This is a genomic window from uncultured Mailhella sp. (assembly GCF_947631555.1).
In the GTDB taxonomy this organism is placed as follows: Bacteria; Desulfobacterota; Desulfovibrionia; order Desulfovibrionales; family Desulfovibrionaceae; genus Mailhella.
Genome location: NZ_CANRLT010000054.1, coordinates 1 through 17,153, shown reverse-complemented (window position 1 = coordinate 17,153; position 17,153 = coordinate 1). Strand labels below are relative to the sequence as shown.

11 protein-coding genes and 1 pseudogene are annotated in these 17,153 nt (G+C 63.4%); 5 read left to right on the top strand and 7 right to left on the bottom strand.

Annotated elements, in window-relative coordinates; genetic code table 11:
• Positions 1 to 951: tetratricopeptide repeat protein (locus Q0Z94_RS08140; RefSeq protein ID WP_298068587.1), on the top strand; the 951-nt coding region annotated here is incomplete at its 5' end.
• A gap of 57 nt (positions 952 to 1,008) precedes the next feature.
• Entirely contained in the window at positions 1,009 to 2,733 is a 1,725-nt protein-coding gene (gene ade / locus Q0Z94_RS08135) for an adenine deaminase (RefSeq protein ID WP_298068585.1), read from the top strand.
• On the opposite strand, the gene Q0Z94_RS08130 is transcribed toward ade, so the two are convergent.
• From Q0Z94_RS08130 to Q0Z94_RS08120, 3 genes are read right to left on the bottom strand one after another with little or no spacing between them, the layout of a single operon-like run.
• The gene (locus Q0Z94_RS08130) at positions 2,730 to 4,646 is read right to left on the bottom strand and encodes an ATP-binding cassette domain-containing protein (RefSeq protein ID WP_298068583.1); all 1,917 of its coding nucleotides are present in this window, start codon (positions 4,644 to 4,646) and stop codon (positions 2,730 to 2,732) included. The two genes, ade and Q0Z94_RS08130, sit on opposite strands and share 4 nt — an antisense overlap.
• A 49-nt stretch (positions 4,647 to 4,695) precedes the next feature.
• A complete protein-coding gene (gene polA, locus Q0Z94_RS08125; protein ID WP_298068581.1) occupies positions 4,696 to 7,359 on the bottom strand; it encodes a DNA polymerase I in 2,664 nt (887 codons plus the stop codon).
• Between the two features lie 59 nt (positions 7,360 to 7,418).
• A complete protein-coding gene (locus Q0Z94_RS08120) occupies positions 7,419 to 8,363 on the bottom strand; it encodes a carbohydrate kinase family protein (protein WP_298068578.1) in 945 nt (314 codons plus the stop codon).
• A 180-nt stretch (positions 8,364 to 8,543) separates the two neighbouring features.
• Here Q0Z94_RS08120 and nth point away from each other — a divergent pair, with 180 nt between their 5' ends.
• Together nth and Q0Z94_RS08110 are read left to right on the top strand one after the other, a co-directional pair.
• Complete coding sequence (gene nth / locus Q0Z94_RS08115; RefSeq protein WP_298068576.1) at positions 8,544 to 9,194, top strand: endonuclease III; 651 nt, start codon at positions 8,544 to 8,546, stop codon at positions 9,192 to 9,194.
• Entirely contained in the window at positions 9,191 to 9,895 is a 705-nt protein-coding gene (locus Q0Z94_RS08110) for a hypothetical protein (RefSeq protein ID WP_298068574.1), read from the top strand. Before nth ends, Q0Z94_RS08110 begins: the two co-directional genes overlap by 4 nt.
• Before the next feature lie 79 nt (positions 9,896 to 9,974).
• Here the strand turns inward: Q0Z94_RS08110 and Q0Z94_RS08105 are convergent, their stop codons facing one another.
• From Q0Z94_RS08105 to dsrA, 4 genes and pseudogenes are all read right to left on the bottom strand, one after another.
• Positions 9,975 to 11,351, bottom strand: a complete 1,377-nt coding sequence (locus Q0Z94_RS08105; RefSeq protein ID WP_298068571.1) for a cobyrinate a,c-diamide synthase — start codon at positions 11,349 to 11,351, stop codon at positions 9,975 to 9,977.
• A 149-nt stretch (positions 11,352 to 11,500) separates the two neighbouring features.
• On the bottom strand, positions 11,501 to 11,725 hold the full coding sequence (locus tag Q0Z94_RS08100; RefSeq protein WP_298068590.1) for a dissimilatory sulfite reductase D family protein: 225 nt from the start codon (positions 11,723 to 11,725) through the stop codon (positions 11,501 to 11,503).
• A gap of 87 nt (positions 11,726 to 11,812) precedes the next feature.
• A pseudogene (gene dsrB, locus Q0Z94_RS08095) lies at positions 11,813 to 12,955 on the bottom strand (dissimilatory-type sulfite reductase subunit beta); the annotation flags it as partial.
• Between the two features lie 18 nt (positions 12,956 to 12,973).
• Complete coding sequence (dsrA, locus tag Q0Z94_RS08090; protein WP_298068569.1) at positions 12,974 to 14,287, bottom strand: dissimilatory-type sulfite reductase subunit alpha; 1,314 nt, start codon at positions 14,285 to 14,287, stop codon at positions 12,974 to 12,976.
• 885 nt (positions 14,288 to 15,172) lie between these two features.
• Between dsrA and Q0Z94_RS08085 the strand changes: the two genes are divergently transcribed.
• Positions 15,173 to 17,011: a cache domain-containing protein gene (locus tag Q0Z94_RS08085; RefSeq protein ID WP_298068566.1), complete on the top strand. Its 1,839-nt coding sequence runs from the start codon at positions 15,173 to 15,175 to the stop codon at positions 17,009 to 17,011.
• Positions 17,012 to 17,153: the final 142 nt, after the last annotated feature.

Sequence of the window (17,153 nt, the reverse complement as noted above, 5' to 3'; positions counted from 1 at the left end):
TCCAAAGACGATACCGAGGCTTTAGAATGGTACAGGCGGGCGGCTGAGCATGGATATGGAAAAGCTATTGAATGGCTCAAACAGGCGGCTGAAAAAGGAAATGTGTCAGCACAATATACATTGGGCTTGATGTATGAATATGGCCGAGGGGTCTCCAAAGACGATGCCCATGCTTTGGAATGGTACAGTCAGGCGGCCTGGCAGGGACATGAAAAAGCTATCGATTGGTTTTGGCAGGCGACTGAAAAAGGGGATAAAAGAGTTGTCGAAGGCATCCAAAAGGAGGCAGAAAAAGGGAATACGTCAGCACAATATACATTGGGCTTAATGTATGAATGTGGTCGAGGTGTCTCCAAAGACGATGCCAAGGCTTTGGAATGGCACAGTCAGGCGGCAGCTCAGGGGTATAAAAAAGCTATAAAATGGCTCCGGCGGGCGGCAGGAAGCGGGAATGTCTCTGCACAATATAGTTTAGGTTTGATGTATGAAAATGGTCGAGGAGTCTTCAAAGACAATACCAAGGCTTTGGAGTGGTACAGTCAGGCGGCAGCTCTGGGGCATGAAAAAGCTATCGAATGGCTTAAACAGACAGCAGGAGGAGGAAATGCTTCAGCGCAATTTAATTTGGGTCTGCTGTATGTAAAGGGTCGCGGTGTCCCTAGAGATTATACTAAAGCCGTAGAATGGTATATAAAGGCAGCTGAACAAGGGCATGAAAAAGCTATCGAATGGCTTCAGCAGGCTGCAGAAGGAGGGAATGCGTCAGCACAATATGCTTTGGGCAAATTGTATGAACTGGGTCACGGCGTTCACAAAAATAAAACCAACGCTGTCAAATGGTACGGAACGGCTGCCGCACAGGGGCATATAGAAGCTGCAGAATGGCTTCGGCAAGCGGCAGAGCAGGGAAATAAACAAGCTATTGAATGGCTTCGAAAACGGCAGCAATAGTTGGCAGAACGCCTTTCCCTCGCATGGACACTGCGGAAACGCGGTGAAGGAGTGAGCATGGACAGAGAATTTTTCGAGATGGCGACGGGCCGCCGCCCTGCGGAACTGTGCGTGGACAACGTGCGCCTTGTGGACGTGTTCGGCGGCAGGATTCGGGAAGGCCGCATCTATGCGGGCTGCGGCCGCATTCTGGGCTTCGGGCCGCTCACGGCGCGGGAAACGGTGGACGGGCAGGGCGGTTTCCTGATCCCCGGACTCATCGACGGCCATGTCCACATCGAGTCCTCCCTGCTCTGCCCGGCGCGCTTTGCCGAGGCCGTGCTGCCCTCCGGCACGACAACGGTGATCGCCGACCCGCACGAAATCGCCAACGTCAAGGGCGTGGCCGGGATTCTCTACATGCTTGAAGCCTCCCGCGATCTGCCTCTGGACGTGCGCATCATGCTCTCATCCTGCGTTCCCGCCCTGCCGGTGGAGGATGCCGGGGCCTGCCTGAACGCCGAAGCCCTGCGGCCGCTCATGGCGGATCCGCGGGTGGGCGGCCTTGCGGAAGTCATGAATGTGCCCGGAGTGCTGGGCGGGGACGCCGACCTCATGGCCAAGCTGGACGCCGCACGCGCCGCCGGAAAGGTGGTGGACGGGCACGCGCCCTTCCTCGCGGGGAGCGCTCTGGACGCCTATGCCGCGCTGGGCGTGCAGACCGACCACGAATGCACCACGCCGGAAGAGCTTCAGGAGCGCGTGGCGCGGGGCATGTACGTCCTGCTTCGGGAAGGTTCGGCCTCGCGCGATCTCCTCCGTCTCCTGCCCGGGCTGAGCCCGCAGAACATGCGCCGCTGCCTGTTCTGCACGGACGACAGCCAGATTTCGGACATTCTGGAGCGCGGGCACATGGTGCGCCACCTGCGCATGGCGGTGGCCGCGGGCGTGGATGCGGTGGAAGCGGTGCGCATGGCCACGCTCAACGCCGCGGAGTGCTACGGCCTGCGCGACCGCGGCGGGCTGGCCCCCGGGCGCCGCGCCGACATGGTGCTGGTGGATGACCTCAAGGATTTTCGCGTGCGCTGCTGCTGGGCCGGGGGCGAACTGGTCGCCCGGGATGGCCGTATGCTGCGCGGACTGCCCGCCGGGGATTCCGGCGTCCTGCGCTCCAGCGTCCGTCTGGCGCCGCTGCCGGAACGCCCCTTTGCCGTGGCCGCGCCTTCGGGAAAGGCCCGCGTCATAGGTCTGCGGGCGCATTCTCTTGTGACCGACGCCCTGATCCGCGGCGTGGCCGTGGATGAGCGCGGCGAGGTGGATCTTGCCCGCAATCCCGGACTGCTGAAGCTGGCGGTGCTGGAGCGCCACCACGCCACGGGCAAAATCGGCGTGGGGCTGCTGGACGGCCGCTACGGGCTGCGCGGCGGGGCCATCGCCACCACCATTGCCCACGATTCGCACAATATCGTTGTGGCCGGCGATTCCGATGCTGACATGCTGGCGGCGGTGCGGGAGGTGGAGCGCCTGGGCGGAGGCATCGTGATGGTGTCCGGCGGAGAGTGCCTGGCCTCCCTGCCCCTGCCGCTGGGCGGGCTTATGACCGACCGTCCGGCGGAGGAGACGGCGGCGAAGCTGGACAAGCTCCTCAAGCTGGCCGCGTCCCACTACCACATCTGGGAAGGGGCGGACGCCTTCATGACTTTGAGCTTCCTTGCCCTGCCGGTGATCGCGTCGCTCAAGCTCACGGCGCGGGGGCTCTTTGACGTGGAGAACTTCCGCTTCGTCCCCGTGGATGCGGGCTAATCCTCAGGCAGCTCCAGTTCCTTGAGGCGGGCGTCGATGGCGTCGCTGCGTTCGAGCAGGGCGAGCTGTTCCTCTTCCACCGCTTCAAGGCGGGCGGCGTCCTTTTTGAAGCCTTCGGGGTCGCGGCTGAACAGGTCGGGGTCGCCGAGGGCTGCTTCCAGCGCCTTCTGTTCCCGCTCCAGCGCGTCCAGGCGGGCGGGCAGCTCGTCCCGTTCCCTGAGAAGGGCTTCGCGCTCCCGCTGCTCCTTGTAGCTCAGGCGGCGCTTTCTGGGGGCCGCGGCCTTCCATGCGGCCCTGGCGTCCGCGCTTTTTCCGGCTTCGTGTCCGGGCTGGCGCTGGCGCAGCCAGTCGCTGTAGCCGCCCACATAGTCGCGGACAAGGCCGTCCCCTTCAAGGGCGATGGTTCCCGTCACCAGTTCGTCGAGAAAGGCGCGGTCGTGGCTGACCACAAGAACCGTGCCCTTGTAGGAAGCCAGCAGTTCTTCCAGAAGTTCCAGGGTTTCCGTGTCCAGATCGTTGGTGGGTTCGTCCAGCACGAGGAGATTGGAAGGGCGGGTGAACAGCCGCGCAAGGAGCAGGCGGCTGCGTTCGCCGCCGGAGAGCAGTCCTGCGGGAGTGCGCAGGCGATCCGGTTCGAAGAGGAAATCCCGAAGGTAGCTGGCCACATGGCGGGATTCGCCGTTTACGGTCACGCGGTCGCTGCCTTTGGCCACGTTGTCCATGACGCTTTTCGCATCGTCCAGCGTGTCGCGGAGCTGGTCGAAATAGGCGATTTCAAGATTCGTGCCCAGGCGCACACTGCCGGAGGTGGGGGCGAACTGACCGAGGAGGACGCGCAGAAAGGTGGTCTTGCCCGCGCCGTTGTCCCCGATGAGACCGATCTTGTCCCCGCGCTGTATGGTAAGCGAGGCGTGTTCAAAAACGCGGTAGCCGTCCGGCCAGACGAAGGAGACGTCCTTCATTTCCGCCACCAGCTTGCCCGAGCGTTCGGCCTCCTGCGCGGCGAGGACAGCCGTGCCCGGACGTGCCCGGCGTTCGGCCCGCTCTGCGCGCATACGGACGAGTTCGCGCACCCGTCCCATGTTCCTTGTCCGGCGCGCCCTGATGCCCTGCCGTATCCAGACTTCTTCCTGCGCCAGCTTCTTGTCGAAGACGGCGTTCTGCATGTCTTCGGCGTGCAGGCGTTCTTCGCGCCGTTCCAGGTAGGTGTCGAAGCCGCAGGCATAGCAGTAGAGCCTTGCGCGGTCCAGCTCCGCGATGCGCGCTGCCAGGCGGCGGACAAAGGCCCGGTCGTGGCTGATAAAGACCAGCGTGCGCGACTGCCGCGCCAGGTATTCTTCCAGCCAGCGGATGGTGCTGATGTCCAGATGGTTGGTCGGTTCGTCGAGGAGCAGCAGATCCGAGGCGATGAGTGCCCGCGCCAGAGCCACGCGCCGCTTTGTCCCGCCGGAGAGTGCGGAAAAGTCGGCCTCCGGCGGCAGGCCGAGGCTGTGGATGACACCCAGCACTTCGCCGTGCCGTTCCCAGACTTCGCCCCGGGCCATGATGCTGTCGGCCTGGCGGGCCAGGTCGGGTGCGAGCATGTCCCTGCGGTCTGAGGCGATGAGGTGGGCGGCGGCCAGGAGCCGGCCTTCTTCGCCAAGGGCGTCTGCCGTGACGCTGAACACCGGGCCTTTCCACTGTTCGGGCACGGACTGCTGAACGTAGCCGATGCGGATGCCCGGTTCGGCGTGGCGTTCGCCCGCGTCCAGGGGGAGGCGGCCCGCCAGCACCGAGAGCAGCGAGGACTTCCCGGCCCCGTTGCGGCCCACGATGCAGAGCCTGTCGCCCTGCTCCACAAAGAGTTCCGTGCGATCCAGCAGCCGCTGGCTGCCCAGCGTGAGTTCCGCGTTCTGGATGGAAAGGAGTGCCATGCTGTCCCCGAAAAGGCCGGGCTGCCCCGGCGCCGTGCAAAGAGGCGCTTCAGTGCGCTTCGCCCCAGTTGGAGCCGATACCGGCGTCGGCCACAAGGGGCACATGCAGATGGATGTTCCAGGCCTCCGTGTCGGTCATGAGCAGGGACACGCGGGCGGCGGCCTGCTCCGCGTGTTCTTCCGGCACTTCCACAATGAGTTCGTCGTGGATCTGGAGCAGCAGACGGGCGCCCATGCCGCGAAGTTCGCTGTCGTGGAAGACGGCCAGCATGGCCAGCTTGATGAGGTCGGCGGCCGAGCCCTGGATGAGCGTGTTCACGGCCTGGCGTTCGGCAAGGGCGCGGGCCTGTCCGTTCTGGGAGAGCAGGCCCGGCAGGGGGCGGCGGCGGCCGGAAAGCGTGGTCACGAAGCCGTTTGCGCGGGCGCTCTTTTCCACGCCGTCGAAGAATTCCCTGATGCGGGCGAAGCGGGTGAAGTAGCGTTCGATGAACACGCGCGCTTCCCTGGCGGAAATGCCGAGATCCTGGGACAGCTTTTGCGGACCCATGCCGTAGATAAGCCCGAAATTGATGGTCTTGGCGCGGCGGCGTTCGTCCGGGCCGATCTCTGAGGGATCCACGTCGTGCAGCAGGGCCGCCGTGCGGGTGTGGATGTCTTCGCCGCTGCGGAAGGCCGAAAGCAGCGTGGGATCCTGCGAATAGTGTGCCAGCACGCGCAGTTCCACCTGCGAATAGTCCGCGGAGACGAGGCGCTTGCCCGGCCCCGCCGTGAAGCAGGCGCGCATTCTCTTGCCGAGTTCGCCGCGCACAGGGATGTTCTGGAGGTTGGGATTGCTGGACGACAGGCGGCCCGTGGCCGTGGCGGTCTGGTTGAAGGTGGTGTGGATGCGGCCATCCGGCCCGGCCAGGCGCGGCAGCGGCTCCAGATAGGTGGAGCGCATCTTTTCCATCTTGCGGTATTTCAGCAGGGCGTCCACCACGGGGTGCTGGCCGGAGAGCTTTTCCAGCACGGCCTGCGAGGTGGAGGCCTGCCCTCCGCTGGTGGACTTGGCGGCGGCCAGTCCGAGCCTGCGGAAGAGGACGTCGCCGATCTGCTGTGCGGAACGGATGTTGAACGTCCCCCCGGCCGCTTCGTAGATCCGGGCGGTGAGGCTGTCCAGTTCGGCCTGCACTTCATCGAGGAAGGCCTTCAGCGCCGCGCGGTCTATGGTGACGCCGGCGTCTTCCATGCCGGCGAGGACGGGAATGAGCGGCATTTCCATGTTCTGCAGCAGGGCCAGCAGGCCGTGGTGTTCGAGGCGTCCCTTCATGTCCCGCAGCAGGGTGAGCGCCAGAAGTGCGGGTTGATCCGCAGGCAGGCCGTGCTCGCCGGCGCAGCGGGCGGAAAGGCTGGGCCAGCCGTAGTCCCTGTCTTCAGGGGCCAGCAGGTAGGCCGCAAGTCCGAGGTCGAAGCAGCGTTTCGGGTCCAGCGCCCTCCACGCGGGATCGCTGTGCAGGAGCTGCTTCAAGTCGGGAAGCACCACAAGGGCGGCCCCTTCCGCCCAGGCCGCGAGTTCGGAAACCGGACCGTTCCAGGAAAATTCCCGTGCGGCGTTCTTCTCTCCAGCCGCTTCCACGGCGATGCGCAGACCGGGGGCCTGGGTGCGGCGCAGTACGGGTTCGGGCGTGAGGGCCACCACGCGGCCGCGGCAGTCGGGCAGGTCGGAGACGTGCTGCGCCGTATCCGGCGTGTGCGGGGCGGCCACGGCGTCGAACAGTGAAAGCTGGACATCGGCCCTGGCGGCGGGGGCGGCCGCCTGTTCCGGCGTGTCAGCGAGGGAGACGAGGTTCTGCCGGATGAGGCTCTCGAGTTCGCGCAGCAGCGAGAACATTTCGAATTCGCGCAGGAAGGTGCGGGCCGCCTGGCTGGACAGCGGCTCCACGGCAAGCTGATCCAGGGGGACGGAGCAGCAGTTGGTGTGCAGGCGGGTGAGTTCGCGGTAGACGAACATGGCGTCCACGCTGCCTTCCAGCTTCTTGCGGATGGGCGGGGGCACTTCGCCCAGGCGGTCGCGTACGTCTTCCAGATCCCGGAAGCTGCGGAAGAGCTTTTCCGCGGTCTTTTCGCCTATGCCCCTGACGCCGGGCACGTTGTCGGAACTGTCGCCGATGAGGGCCTGCACGTCGGGCCACTGTCCGGGTTCAAGTCCGGTTTCCTCCCGGAAGGATTCCAGCGTGATGAGCTTCTCTTCGCGGCTGGACGGATCCCACATGACCACGCCCGGGGCGAGGCATTGCCGCAGATCCTTGTCCACGCCGATGATGACCACGGGGCGGCTTTCCCGCTGGCTCCTGGCCAGACTGGCGATGCAGTCATCGGCCTCGCAGCCCTCCGAGACGATGACCTTCATGCCCAGGGCCTGCACCATGCGCTTGAGCGGATCGACCTGCGCGAGCAGTTCTTCGGGCGGCGTGGGGCGGTTGGCCTTGTAGTCGGGGAAGATATCGTGGCGGAAGTGCCTGCCGTGCCCGTCGAGGACGAAAGCGAAATGCCGGGGGTGTTCCTCGCGCAGGAGCTTGAGCAGAACGCGGCCCACGATGAACAGCGCGCCGGTGGGGAAACCGTCGGAACGCGACATGCTGGAATTGGCGAAGTAGCCCCGGAACAGGAAGGCGTTGCCGTCCATCACATAGAGAGGGTCTTCTTTAAAACCGAGACGCTGTTTCAGAGACATGGGGAACTCCTGAGCGGTGCGGGCGGGAAGGAGAGCCTGCGCGGGGCAAAACCCCTGGCTTAGTCCAGTACCGGCATGGGGCCGAAGGCCGCTTCGTAGCGGGCGCGGAAGGCGACGGCGTCAAAGGAATGGATCTGGGTGCCGTATTTTTCCACGCAGAAGCTGGAAGACACGGCCCCCAGGCGTGCGGAGAAGGCGACGCCCATGCCCTTGTGCAGGCCCTTGAGCAGGCCGGAGCGGTAGGAATCACCCGCACCGGTGGGGTCGGCCACTTCTGCCGGAGTGACGGCGGGGATGGCGTGGGGGCGGCTGTCCTTCTGCAGAACGCTGGAGCCTTTGGAACCGAAGGTGATGATCAGGTTTTTGACGCGCTCCAGGAGCGTCTCATGGTCAAGCCCCGTCATCTTGCCGATGAGGCCGATTTCGTAGTCGTTGCCGATGAGCACGTCCGCGCCGCTGAGACCGGAGACGAGCTGTTCGGGCGTCATGCTGGTAATCTGCTGGCCCGGGTCGAAGACGTAGGGCGTGCGGTGTTCGCGGTAAAAGGCGGCGAGTCTGACCATGTCTTCCACGTTGCCGGGTCCGATGAGCGCCCAGTCGCCCGCCTGGAGCCGGGGCGTTTTTTCGGGAAAGGCGGGGATGTTCATGGCGGCCGGGCTGAAGCCGGTGATCTGGTTGCCCGCCTGATCCGTGGTGATGTAGGCGCAGGCCGTAAATTCGTTCTTCTCAACGCGGACGCCGCGCATATCCACTCCGCGGGCCTCAAGCTGCTGCGCGTATTCGGCGAAGTCGCGCCCGACAGTGGTATAGATGGCGGAAGGCTCGTTCAGCAGCGAGAGCGTGTAGGCGATGTTGCCCGCCGTGCCGCCAAATTTTTCCTCAACGTGGTCGATGGGGAAGCAGACGTTGAGAAAATGCAGTTTTTCCGGAAGGATATGGTCTTCAAAATGGCCGGGGAACGTCATGATTCTGTCGAAGGCAAGGGAACCGGAAAGGTGGATCATACAAGCTCCATGTGGTTGAAGTCGCGGCGGGACGGCGCCCCTGCCACCAGTGTAGCGGCAGGGGGCCGTCTTTGGCAAGCGCCGGAGCGTGAGGGCTTTTCTTGCTCTAGCGGGTGTCTTGTGGCAAAAAGGACGTGGCCGCCCGTTCCGTCCCGGCGCGGCGGCAGGAAGGAGACGAGCATGAAGCAAGCGGAAAAGGCCGAGTGGGCCGCGGTCATACTGGAGCGGCTGAAGGCCCGTTACCCGGAGCCGGAAACCATGCTTGAGCATCAGACGCCCTGGCAGCTCCTGGCGGCAACGGTTCTTGCGGCGCAGTGTACCGATGCGCGGGTGAACACGGTCACACCGGAACTGTTCCGGCGCTGGCCCGGTCCCGCGGAACTGGCCGGTGCCGATCTGGAAGAACTGGAGTCCGTCATCCGTCCCACGGGCTTTTACCACAGCAAGGCCAGGAACCTGATCGGCGCGGCACGGCGGGTGACGGAAGTCTACGGCGGAGAGCTGCCCCGCAGCCTCGAGGAGTTGATCACGCTGCCCGGCGTGGCGCGCAAGACCGCCAACGTGGTGCTGTGGGGAGGCTTCGGCCTGAATCAGGGCATTGCGGTGGACACGCACGTCAAGCGACTTTCCTTCCGCCTTGGTCTGACGAAAAATGTGGATCCCGTGAAGATTGAGCCGGAACTGATGGAACTCTTTCCCCGCGAGGAGTGGGGAGATGTGAATCACCGCCTGGTCTGGTTCGGGCGGGATGTGTGCGGCGCGCGCAAACCGGACTGCGCCGCCTGCGAGATGCGGGATCGCTGCCCGCGCTGTGGGGTGAAGAAGTCATGAAAGCGCTTTTTATTGCGGCGGTTTTGTGCGGGATGCTCTCGGCCTGTGCGCCGCAGGGCGCCCGTCTGGTGAACGCTCTGGACGGCGCGCAGTTTGTGACCATGTCTCGGGCCATGCGTCCGGCGATGCTGGAACGCGGTCTTGTGGATGCTCAGGGCGACTGGTATTCCCCGCTGCTTTCCTTTCCCCCGAAGGACGCCGGAGCGCAGCTTGTGGATCGCCTGTCTCCGGCCTTCCGCTTCCCGGGCAGCCGTGTTGCCATGCCCCGGACCTTCCGCGCCATGCTCACAAGTGAAGCCAAAGTGCGTGCGCAAGGCAACCGCGCCGTCATCGAGCAGGGGCTGAGCCTGGTGGAACTGGCGCTCACAGCCCTTGCGGACTGGAACGGCGACGGCCGGGACGACTGGCTTGTCTCCTGCCGTGTGAGCTTTGTGGACACGCCGCGGCGCTACCGTGAGTATTTTCTGGTGATTACCAGAACCGACGCACCGGTGCTGGAACCCGCGGTGCTCCTCGTGCGCGACCACGTTTACGGCAAGGTGACGGTGACAAAGGACGCTTCCGCCGGAGTGCTGGCCGAGACGCCCGCCGCGGAATTTTTGCAGGGCCAGACCACGGTCACGCAGCAGCCGGACAGCCGGGCGGTGCAGAAGAAGCTGTCGGAAGGCTCTTCGGTGCGGGAAAGCGCACTCAGCCAGTGACGGTGTGACACCGTCCGGCAGCAGGGCGTTCGGGACAGCATTCAGCGGATAGAGGAAGAATCCGTCCCGAGGCGGCCGGTCAGCGGCGCGCGGCTTCCACGAAGTTCTGCGCCCAGTGGGGCACGGCGGGCGCGAAGAGGTGCGTCCAGCAGGCAAAGGTGCGGCGCGTGAGCAGCCCGTCGAAGTGCCTGCCCCCGCGGGCGCACATGCCCGTGCCCGGGGTGAGTTCCAGGCAGAAATCGGGCACGGATTCCACCCCTTCGCAGCGGCAGTAGTGGAATTCATGCCCGTTCCACACGCTGCCCGCGGGATGGAAGGGCGTGTCTTTCAGGGTGCGCGCCGTAACGTAGCCGAGTCCCTGCGGACGGGGAAAGAAGCGCGTATCCAGCGGGAACAGTCCGGCCATGCGGCGCGGGCCGCCCTCCAGCTGCAGGGCGCGGCAGAGTACCATGAAGCCGCCGCATTCCGCATACACGGGCCGGGAGTCCAGCGAGAGCCGGCGTATGGTCTCCAGATGGGGCGAACGGCTGATGGCGTCCGCAAAGAGTTCGGGATAGCCGCCGCCGAGGTAGAGCGCGTCCAGAGGCGGCCAGGGAGCGGGGTCAAGGAGACTCAGCGGCACAAGTTCCGCTCCGGCGTCCCGCAGGGCGTCCAGATTTTCTTCGTAGTAGAACCAGAGCGCGTCATCCAGCACATAGCCGATGCGCGGACCCTTTGCCGGGCGGGGCGGAGGCGAGTCTTCTGCCGGTGCGTTCAGGTCGGGCGCGGAGCGGGCCAGGGCGAGAAGGGCTTCACTGTCAGCATGTCCGGCAAGCAGATCCGCCAGGCGGTCAAGACGCGCTTCCACGCTGCCGTCGCTTCGGCCCAGCGCCAGACCCATGTGGCGTTCGGGCAGAGGATTTTCCCGCAGCCGGGGCAGTATCCCCAGAACCGGAACGTCCGTATATTCTTCGATGGCCTGGCGCAGCATGGCGGCGTGGCGTTCGCCGGCCACGTTGTTCAGCAGGACGCCGGAAAGACGTACGCCGGGTTCAAAGGCACACAGTCCGTTGACAAGGGCGGCGGCCGTGCGCGTCATCTTGGCGCAGTTCAGGGTCAGGAGAACGGGCGCTCTCAGCAGGCGGGCCACATGGGCCGTGGAGCAGGAGCCGCTTATGTCGCGGCCGTCGAAAAGTCCGCGGTTGCCCTCAATGAGTGAAAGCGCGGCAGGGCGGCGCAGAGAGATGCGGCAGAAGTGCGCAAGGAGCGCAGCGTCGTTGAGAAAATACGGGTCGAGACAGACGGAAGGCCGCCGTGCAGCCAGAGCGAGCCAGGCGTAATCAATGTAGTCCGGACCCTTCTTGCAGGGCTGAACCGGAACTTGCCGGCGGCTGAACAGGCGGGCAAGCCCGAGGGAGACCAGCGTCTTGCCGCTGCCGCCGGAAAGCCCTGAAATGACGAGTCTTGGCTGCTTCATGGCAGGTTTCCGCGCCGTGGGGACGGTGACGTTCGTGGAGGTCAGAAGGCGTTTCCCGGGAAGAAAGAGGGGGAAGACCGCGTACGGCCTTCCCCCGGGGAATCAGTAAGGCAGGATGGCGGGCGTAAAAGCCTCCATCTCAGGCAGGATTACTTGCCTTCTTCGGTAGCGCCCTGCTTGCCGGCGCCCTTCAGGCCATACATGGTGGTGGAACCGGAGGACCAGTACGCCACCTTTTCATCGTCCACCAGAGCGGTGAGGACGTTCTTGACCTTGCGGGGGCTGGCGCCGGGGAACAGTTCGAGGAACTGGTTGAAGTAGAACTTGGTCTTGGCGCCGGGCTTGTTAGTCTTTTCAACGAGCCAGTTGTACACCGTGGCCTTGTCTTCTTCGGTAACGCCGGCGTTGGCGGCTTCGGCGTGAGCTTCGGCGCCCTTGTAGGCTTCGGCGGCCAGTTCGGAGAACTTGAACTGGGTGGACTGACGCCAGCTGAAGTAGGCCTGTTCACGGAAGTCGTCGATGAGCTGGGGAGTGAATTCCAGATCGGTGAGTTCAAAGAACTTTTCCCAGCCGATACGTTCGGCCCAGTCACCCAGGCGTTCGTACTTGTGAGCGTTCTCGGCGTAGACGTCGAGGATGCGCTTCACGGTAGCGCACAGCGTGGGCCAGCGGGGCGGTTCGTTTTCGATGTAGGAAACAACGACCTTGGAGAACTTGGGACGGCTGATACGGTTGGAGATCTTGCCGCCGACCATGATGATCACGCCGTCGCCTTCACCGTCAGAGATGGGCAGGGCGGGGCACATGGTGTAGCAGTTGCCGCAGTACATGCAGCGTTCCTGCTTGATGGCGACGCTGTTGATCTTCTTGCCGTTGAAGTCTTCCTTGGTGGGACGCACGGCGGCCACGGGGCAGGCGGCGACGGCCAGGGGGATTTCGCAGAGCTGATCAACCCATTCCTGGTCGATCATCGGGGGCTTGCGGTGGATGCCCACGATGCCGATGTCGGACACGTGCACGGCGCCGCACATGTTGAGGCAGCAGGCCAGGGAGATGCGCACGGGGGCGGGCAGACGGTGGTTCTGGAAGTCAGAGAACACGGTGTCCATCAGGGACTTCACCGGGCCGGAAGCGTCGGTGGCGGGGGTGTGGCAGTGCAGCCAGCCCTGGGTGTGGATGATGTTGGTGACGCCGGCGCCGGTGCCGCCGATGGGGAACTTGTAGGAGCCGCCGGCGAACTTGCGGGAAGCGAGGTCAGCCTTGAGGGCCTTGAGGGTCTCAAGGTCGGTCACCATGAATTCCACGTTGGAACGGGTGGTCCAGCGAACGTGGCCGCCGCAGTACTTGTCGGCGATCTCGCAGATTTCGCGGATATGCACGGTGGTCATGGTACGCGCGCCGCCGCAGCGGACGGTGTACACCTTGTCGCCGCTTTCGGCCACATGCATGAGCACGCCGGGTTCCAGGATTTCGTGGTACAGCCACTTGCCGAAGTTCTTGGCAATGACCTCAGGGAAGAAGGAGTCGTACTTGCGGGGTCCGATATCGGAGATACGACCTTCCATGGGTTTTGCAGGATTGTAGCCGGAAGAAATAAAAGCCATTTTTGCTCTCCTCTCTGATTAGCGCAGGTGACGCTGACGGTAAGCAGCGATGTCACGGGTCCAGCCGCCGGGCACTTCCTCTTCCTTGAAGAGGATGTAGGGGTTGGTGCGGGGGGCAATGACGTGCTGAGGAATGGCCGGGAGTTCGGTCACTTCAAGCAGCTTCTGGAAGGAGAGACGCTTGATGGTTTCGCCAACACGTTCGCGGTTCTTGCCTTCTTCCATCCACCAGTCCCAGATCTTTTCGATGACGGACTTGATTTCGTCGAAGGGTTCTTCCGCGGGGATGAAGGGAACGAGCAGGGAGCCCATCTGAGCGCCGTCGAGGATGGGGGCCTTGGCGCCCACGAGGATGGACGCGCCGCGGTCGTCGCCGACGTGCAGGGCACGGGGCATGGTGTTGATGCAGTGCATGCAGCGCACGCAGTTCTTGGTGTCAATGGAGAGCTTGCTGCCGTCCCAGCTCATGCAGTGGGTCGGGCAGAGGTCGATGACTTCCTTCTGGAGGTCGAACTTGCCCCAGTCGCGGCCGGAGTGGGCACCGGCGTTGGGGGCGAAGTTGCCGGCCACATATTCCTTCACGGCGTCCTGGTCGATCTTGATGTCGTCCTTCCAGGTGCCGATGACGGAGAAGTCGGAACGGGCCATGGAAGCCACGCAGCCGTTCGGGCAGCCGTCGAACTTGAACTTGAACTTATAGGGGAACGCGGGGCGGTGCAGTTCGTCCTGATAGTCCTGAGTGAGCTGATAGCAGGCGAGCTGGGTGTTGTAGCAGGCGTATTCGCAGCGGGACATGCCCATGCAGGCGGCGGGAGTACGCAGGTTGGAGCCGGAACCGCCGAGGTCGACGTCCATTTTGTGGGTCAGTTCGTAGAAGATTTCCTCGAGCTGAGGCGTCTGGGTGCCGATGAGCACCATGTCGCCGGTGGAGCCGTGCATGTTGGTCAGGCCGGAGCCGCGCAGATCCCAGATGTCGCAGATGCCGCGCAGGTATTCGGTGCTGTAGAACTTGCCGGAGGGCTGAGCCACACGGACGGTGTGGAAATGCGCCACGCCGGGGAATTTTTCGGGCTGGTCGCAGTAACGGCCGATAACGCCGCCGCCGTAACCGAACACGCCGACGATGCCCCCGTGCTTCCAGTGGGTTTCCTTGTCTTCGTAGGAGAGTTCCATAACGCCCAGCAGATCTTCGGGAGCGTCAGTGGGGATCTGATAATCCAAGCCCTGAGCGTTTTTGGCTCTGCTTTCGGCAAGCTGCTTGATATCAGATACAAAGCTGGGCCAGGGCCCGGATTCGAGCTGGTCCAACAGGGGGGTTGCATGTTTCGCCATTGCCTTACCTCCACATGGTTAATTATGGGTCTGTCGTCCTGCCACCCGATGAGCCAGGGAAAACCTCCGGACTCAGACAGCACGACCCCTGGAACACGCTTAGACGCCGATCCTCCGCCAACGGGATTTTCAGCTTATGATGTGTAAGAACGTAACTAACCTATTTTCATGATAAACACAATACCTTTCGGCACAGTTCACAGGCAAGCGGCACTTTTTTGGCAGGGTGAGAAAAAAGTGAGCTATTTTGCAGAGTTTGTGAACCTTTGCCGCAGTACGGAACGCACGGAAGCGATCCTGCCCGCGGCGGGTGAGGGCGCGGCACAGGCGGGCAAAAATTCCCGAAGCTGGTGAAAAAAGAAAAGGAAAACAAGAGATTGGAGAGTGCTCCAGCCTGAAATCGGCGAACAGGAGAAAAATTTTCGGAATACGGGAAAAAAGAACGGACGGCCGCACCCGGGAAGGCTTCGGAGCAGGGCGGGACGAGGCAGCGAGAGGCTTCGCCGCCTTCAGGGAGCATCCGGGAGTATCAGAGAGCCTTTGGGGAGGGTGTTTGGGCGCATGGAGGAGGGATGCGCATGGTGTACCGGCAGGCAAAGGACAGGATAAGCTGCGGGATGCCCGGGGGGCTCATGAACGCTGCGCAGAGACCGGCTTCCCGTTCCTGCCGATGGCCGCACGGGGCTGGTTTTACCCCTTCCCCTCCCTCCTGGAAACCCTGGCGGTCAGGCTTGCCGGTGCGCCGGGCGGGGGCGGGCTTTACTCTTCACAAGGTTGGGGATATCATGAGAAATTCCTGAGAAAAAGGTTCGGCAACGAGCGCCAGGGCGGCATGGAACGGTATGGAAATGCCGCCGGGAGGTTATGAGCGCCATGGGAGGGAAGATGATTTTATACAAGAAAAGTCCTGAACGCAGACTGCACCTGGAAGAGAGAAGCGAGCCTCAGCTGTATCGGGAACTCTTTCCCTACTCCAGAATAGGGCGCATCGGATTCGACGGCGCCATCATAGCCCCGCGCCCGGCGGAGACCTGCTTCATTACCGACACCACCTTCCGCGACGGCCAGCAGGCGCGGCCTCCGTACACCTCGCAGCAGATCGCGCATATTTTCGACCTGCTGCACAAGCTGGGGGGCAAGAGCGGACTCATCCAGGCTTCGGAATTTTTCATGTATTCGGCCAAGGATCGCAAGGCCATCGAGTCCTGCCGCGCCCGAGGCTACCGCTTCCCCCGCGTCACGGGCTGGATACGCGCCAACGAAAAGGATCTGCGCCTGGCCAGAGACATGGAGTTTGATGAAGTGGGCATGCTCACCAGCGTGTCGGACTACCACATCTATCTGAAGCTGGGCAAGACCCGCCAGCAGGCCATGGACGATTACCTGCGTCTTGTGGAACGCGCCCTGGACTGGGGCATTGTGCCCCGCTGCCACTTTGAGGACATCACCCGCGCCGACATCCACGGTTTCTGCCTGCCCTTTGCGGCGCGGCTCATGGAGCTGTCCAGAAAGGCCGCCATGCCCGTGAAGATCCGCCTCTGCGACACCATGGGCTTTGGCGTCCCCTACGCAGGAGCCGCGCTGCCCCGCTCGGTGCAGGGCATCGTGCGCGCCTTCATCGACGAGGCAGGCGTCCCCGGGCAATGGCTGGAATGGCACGGACACAACGATTTCCACAAGGTACTCGTCAACGGCGTCACGGCCTGGCTCTACGGCTGTTCCGCGGTGAACGGCGCGCTGCTGGGCTTTGGCGAACGCACGGGCAACACGCCGGTGGAAGCGCTGGTCATGGAGTACATTTCCCTCACCGGCGATGACGACGCCGCAGACACCACGGTGATTTCCGAAATCGCCGAGTACTTTGCCCGGGAGCTGGAGTACGTCATTCCCCCGAACTATCCCTTTGTCGGCAGCGATTTCAACGCCACGAGCGCCGGGGTTCATGTGGACGGTCTTTCCAAGAACGAGGAGATCTACAATATTTTCGACACGGCCAAGATCCTCGGCCGTCCCGTGCCCATCATCATTACGGACAAGTCCGGCAGGGCTGGCGTGGCCTACTGGATCAACAGCCATCTCGACCTTGAGGAATCCCGCAGGGTCACGAAGAAGCATCCGGCGGTGGGGCAGATTTACAGCGCCATCATGCAGGCCTACGAGGGCGGCCGGAACACGTCCTTCTCGAACAAGGAAATGCTGGCGCTGGTGCGGCGCTTCATGCCGGAACTCTTTGTCTCGGAGCTGCAGAAGATCAAGAGCATGGCCGGATCTCTGGCCTCCGGCGTCATGGAGAAGCTGGTTTCGTCCTGCGGCGGGTACGGCGGCCGTGTGGAGCCGTGCGAACACATGCGGGAATTTGCTTCCCACCATCCCTTCATCCAGTTCATCACGCTCACGGACGCACAGGGCCGTCTTGTGCAGGCCGTGGTCACGGACGAGGCCAACGCCGCCCGCTACGGCCATCTGCCCGACCCCGGCTATGACTACTCCGACCGCGCCTGGTTCAAGTCCGCCATGCAGGACGGCGTCATGCACGTGACGGACGTGTACCAGTCCCAGTACACGGGGGCGCTCATCCTGTCCGTGTCCCAGGCCGTGGCCGATGAGAACGACGAGATCGTGGGTGTGCTCTGCGGCGACATTCAGCTTGAGGAGATACTCAAGTACGCCGAGAAGCTCAAGGCGCAGGAAGGGGAGGACGAAGGCGAGGAAGCAGGCGAGTAAGCCGGCGGGCAAGCGGACAGACGGCGGCTTCTTGGCCCCGCTTTCAGGGCGGCACGGGCCGGAATTTGAGAGTATCACTTTAATAATGATAAAAGTTCTTCGATCTTGCCGTTAACGCGAAATCGCTGAAACAACGCCAGAG

Bases quoted from the DNA above. Each gene is read 5' to 3' on its own strand.
- ade (WP_298068585.1), top strand. From the start codon at position 1,009: ATGGACAGAGAATTTTTCGAGATGGCGACGGGCCGCCGCCCTGCGGAA.
- Q0Z94_RS08130 (WP_298068583.1), bottom strand. From the start codon at position 4,646: ATGGCACTCCTTTCCATCCAGAACGCGGAACTCACGCTGGGCAGCCAG.
- polA (WP_298068581.1), bottom strand. From the start codon at position 7,359: ATGTCTCTGAAACAGCGTCTCGGTTTTAAAGAAGACCCTCTCTATGTG.
- Q0Z94_RS08120 (WP_298068578.1), bottom strand. From the start codon at position 8,363: ATGATCCACCTTTCCGGTTCCCTTGCCTTCGACAGAATCATGACGTTC.
- nth (WP_298068576.1), top strand. From the start codon at position 8,544: ATGAAGCAAGCGGAAAAGGCCGAGTGGGCCGCGGTCATACTGGAGCGG.
- Q0Z94_RS08110 (WP_298068574.1), top strand. From the start codon at position 9,191: ATGAAAGCGCTTTTTATTGCGGCGGTTTTGTGCGGGATGCTCTCGGCC.
- Q0Z94_RS08105 (WP_298068571.1), bottom strand. From the start codon at position 11,351: ATGAAGCAGCCAAGACTCGTCATTTCAGGGCTTTCCGGCGGCAGCGGC.
- dsrA (WP_298068569.1), bottom strand. From the start codon at position 14,287: ATGGCGAAACATGCAACCCCCCTGTTGGACCAGCTCGAATCCGGGCCC.
- Q0Z94_RS08085 (WP_298068566.1), top strand. From the start codon at position 15,173: ATGATTTTATACAAGAAAAGTCCTGAACGCAGACTGCACCTGGAAGAG.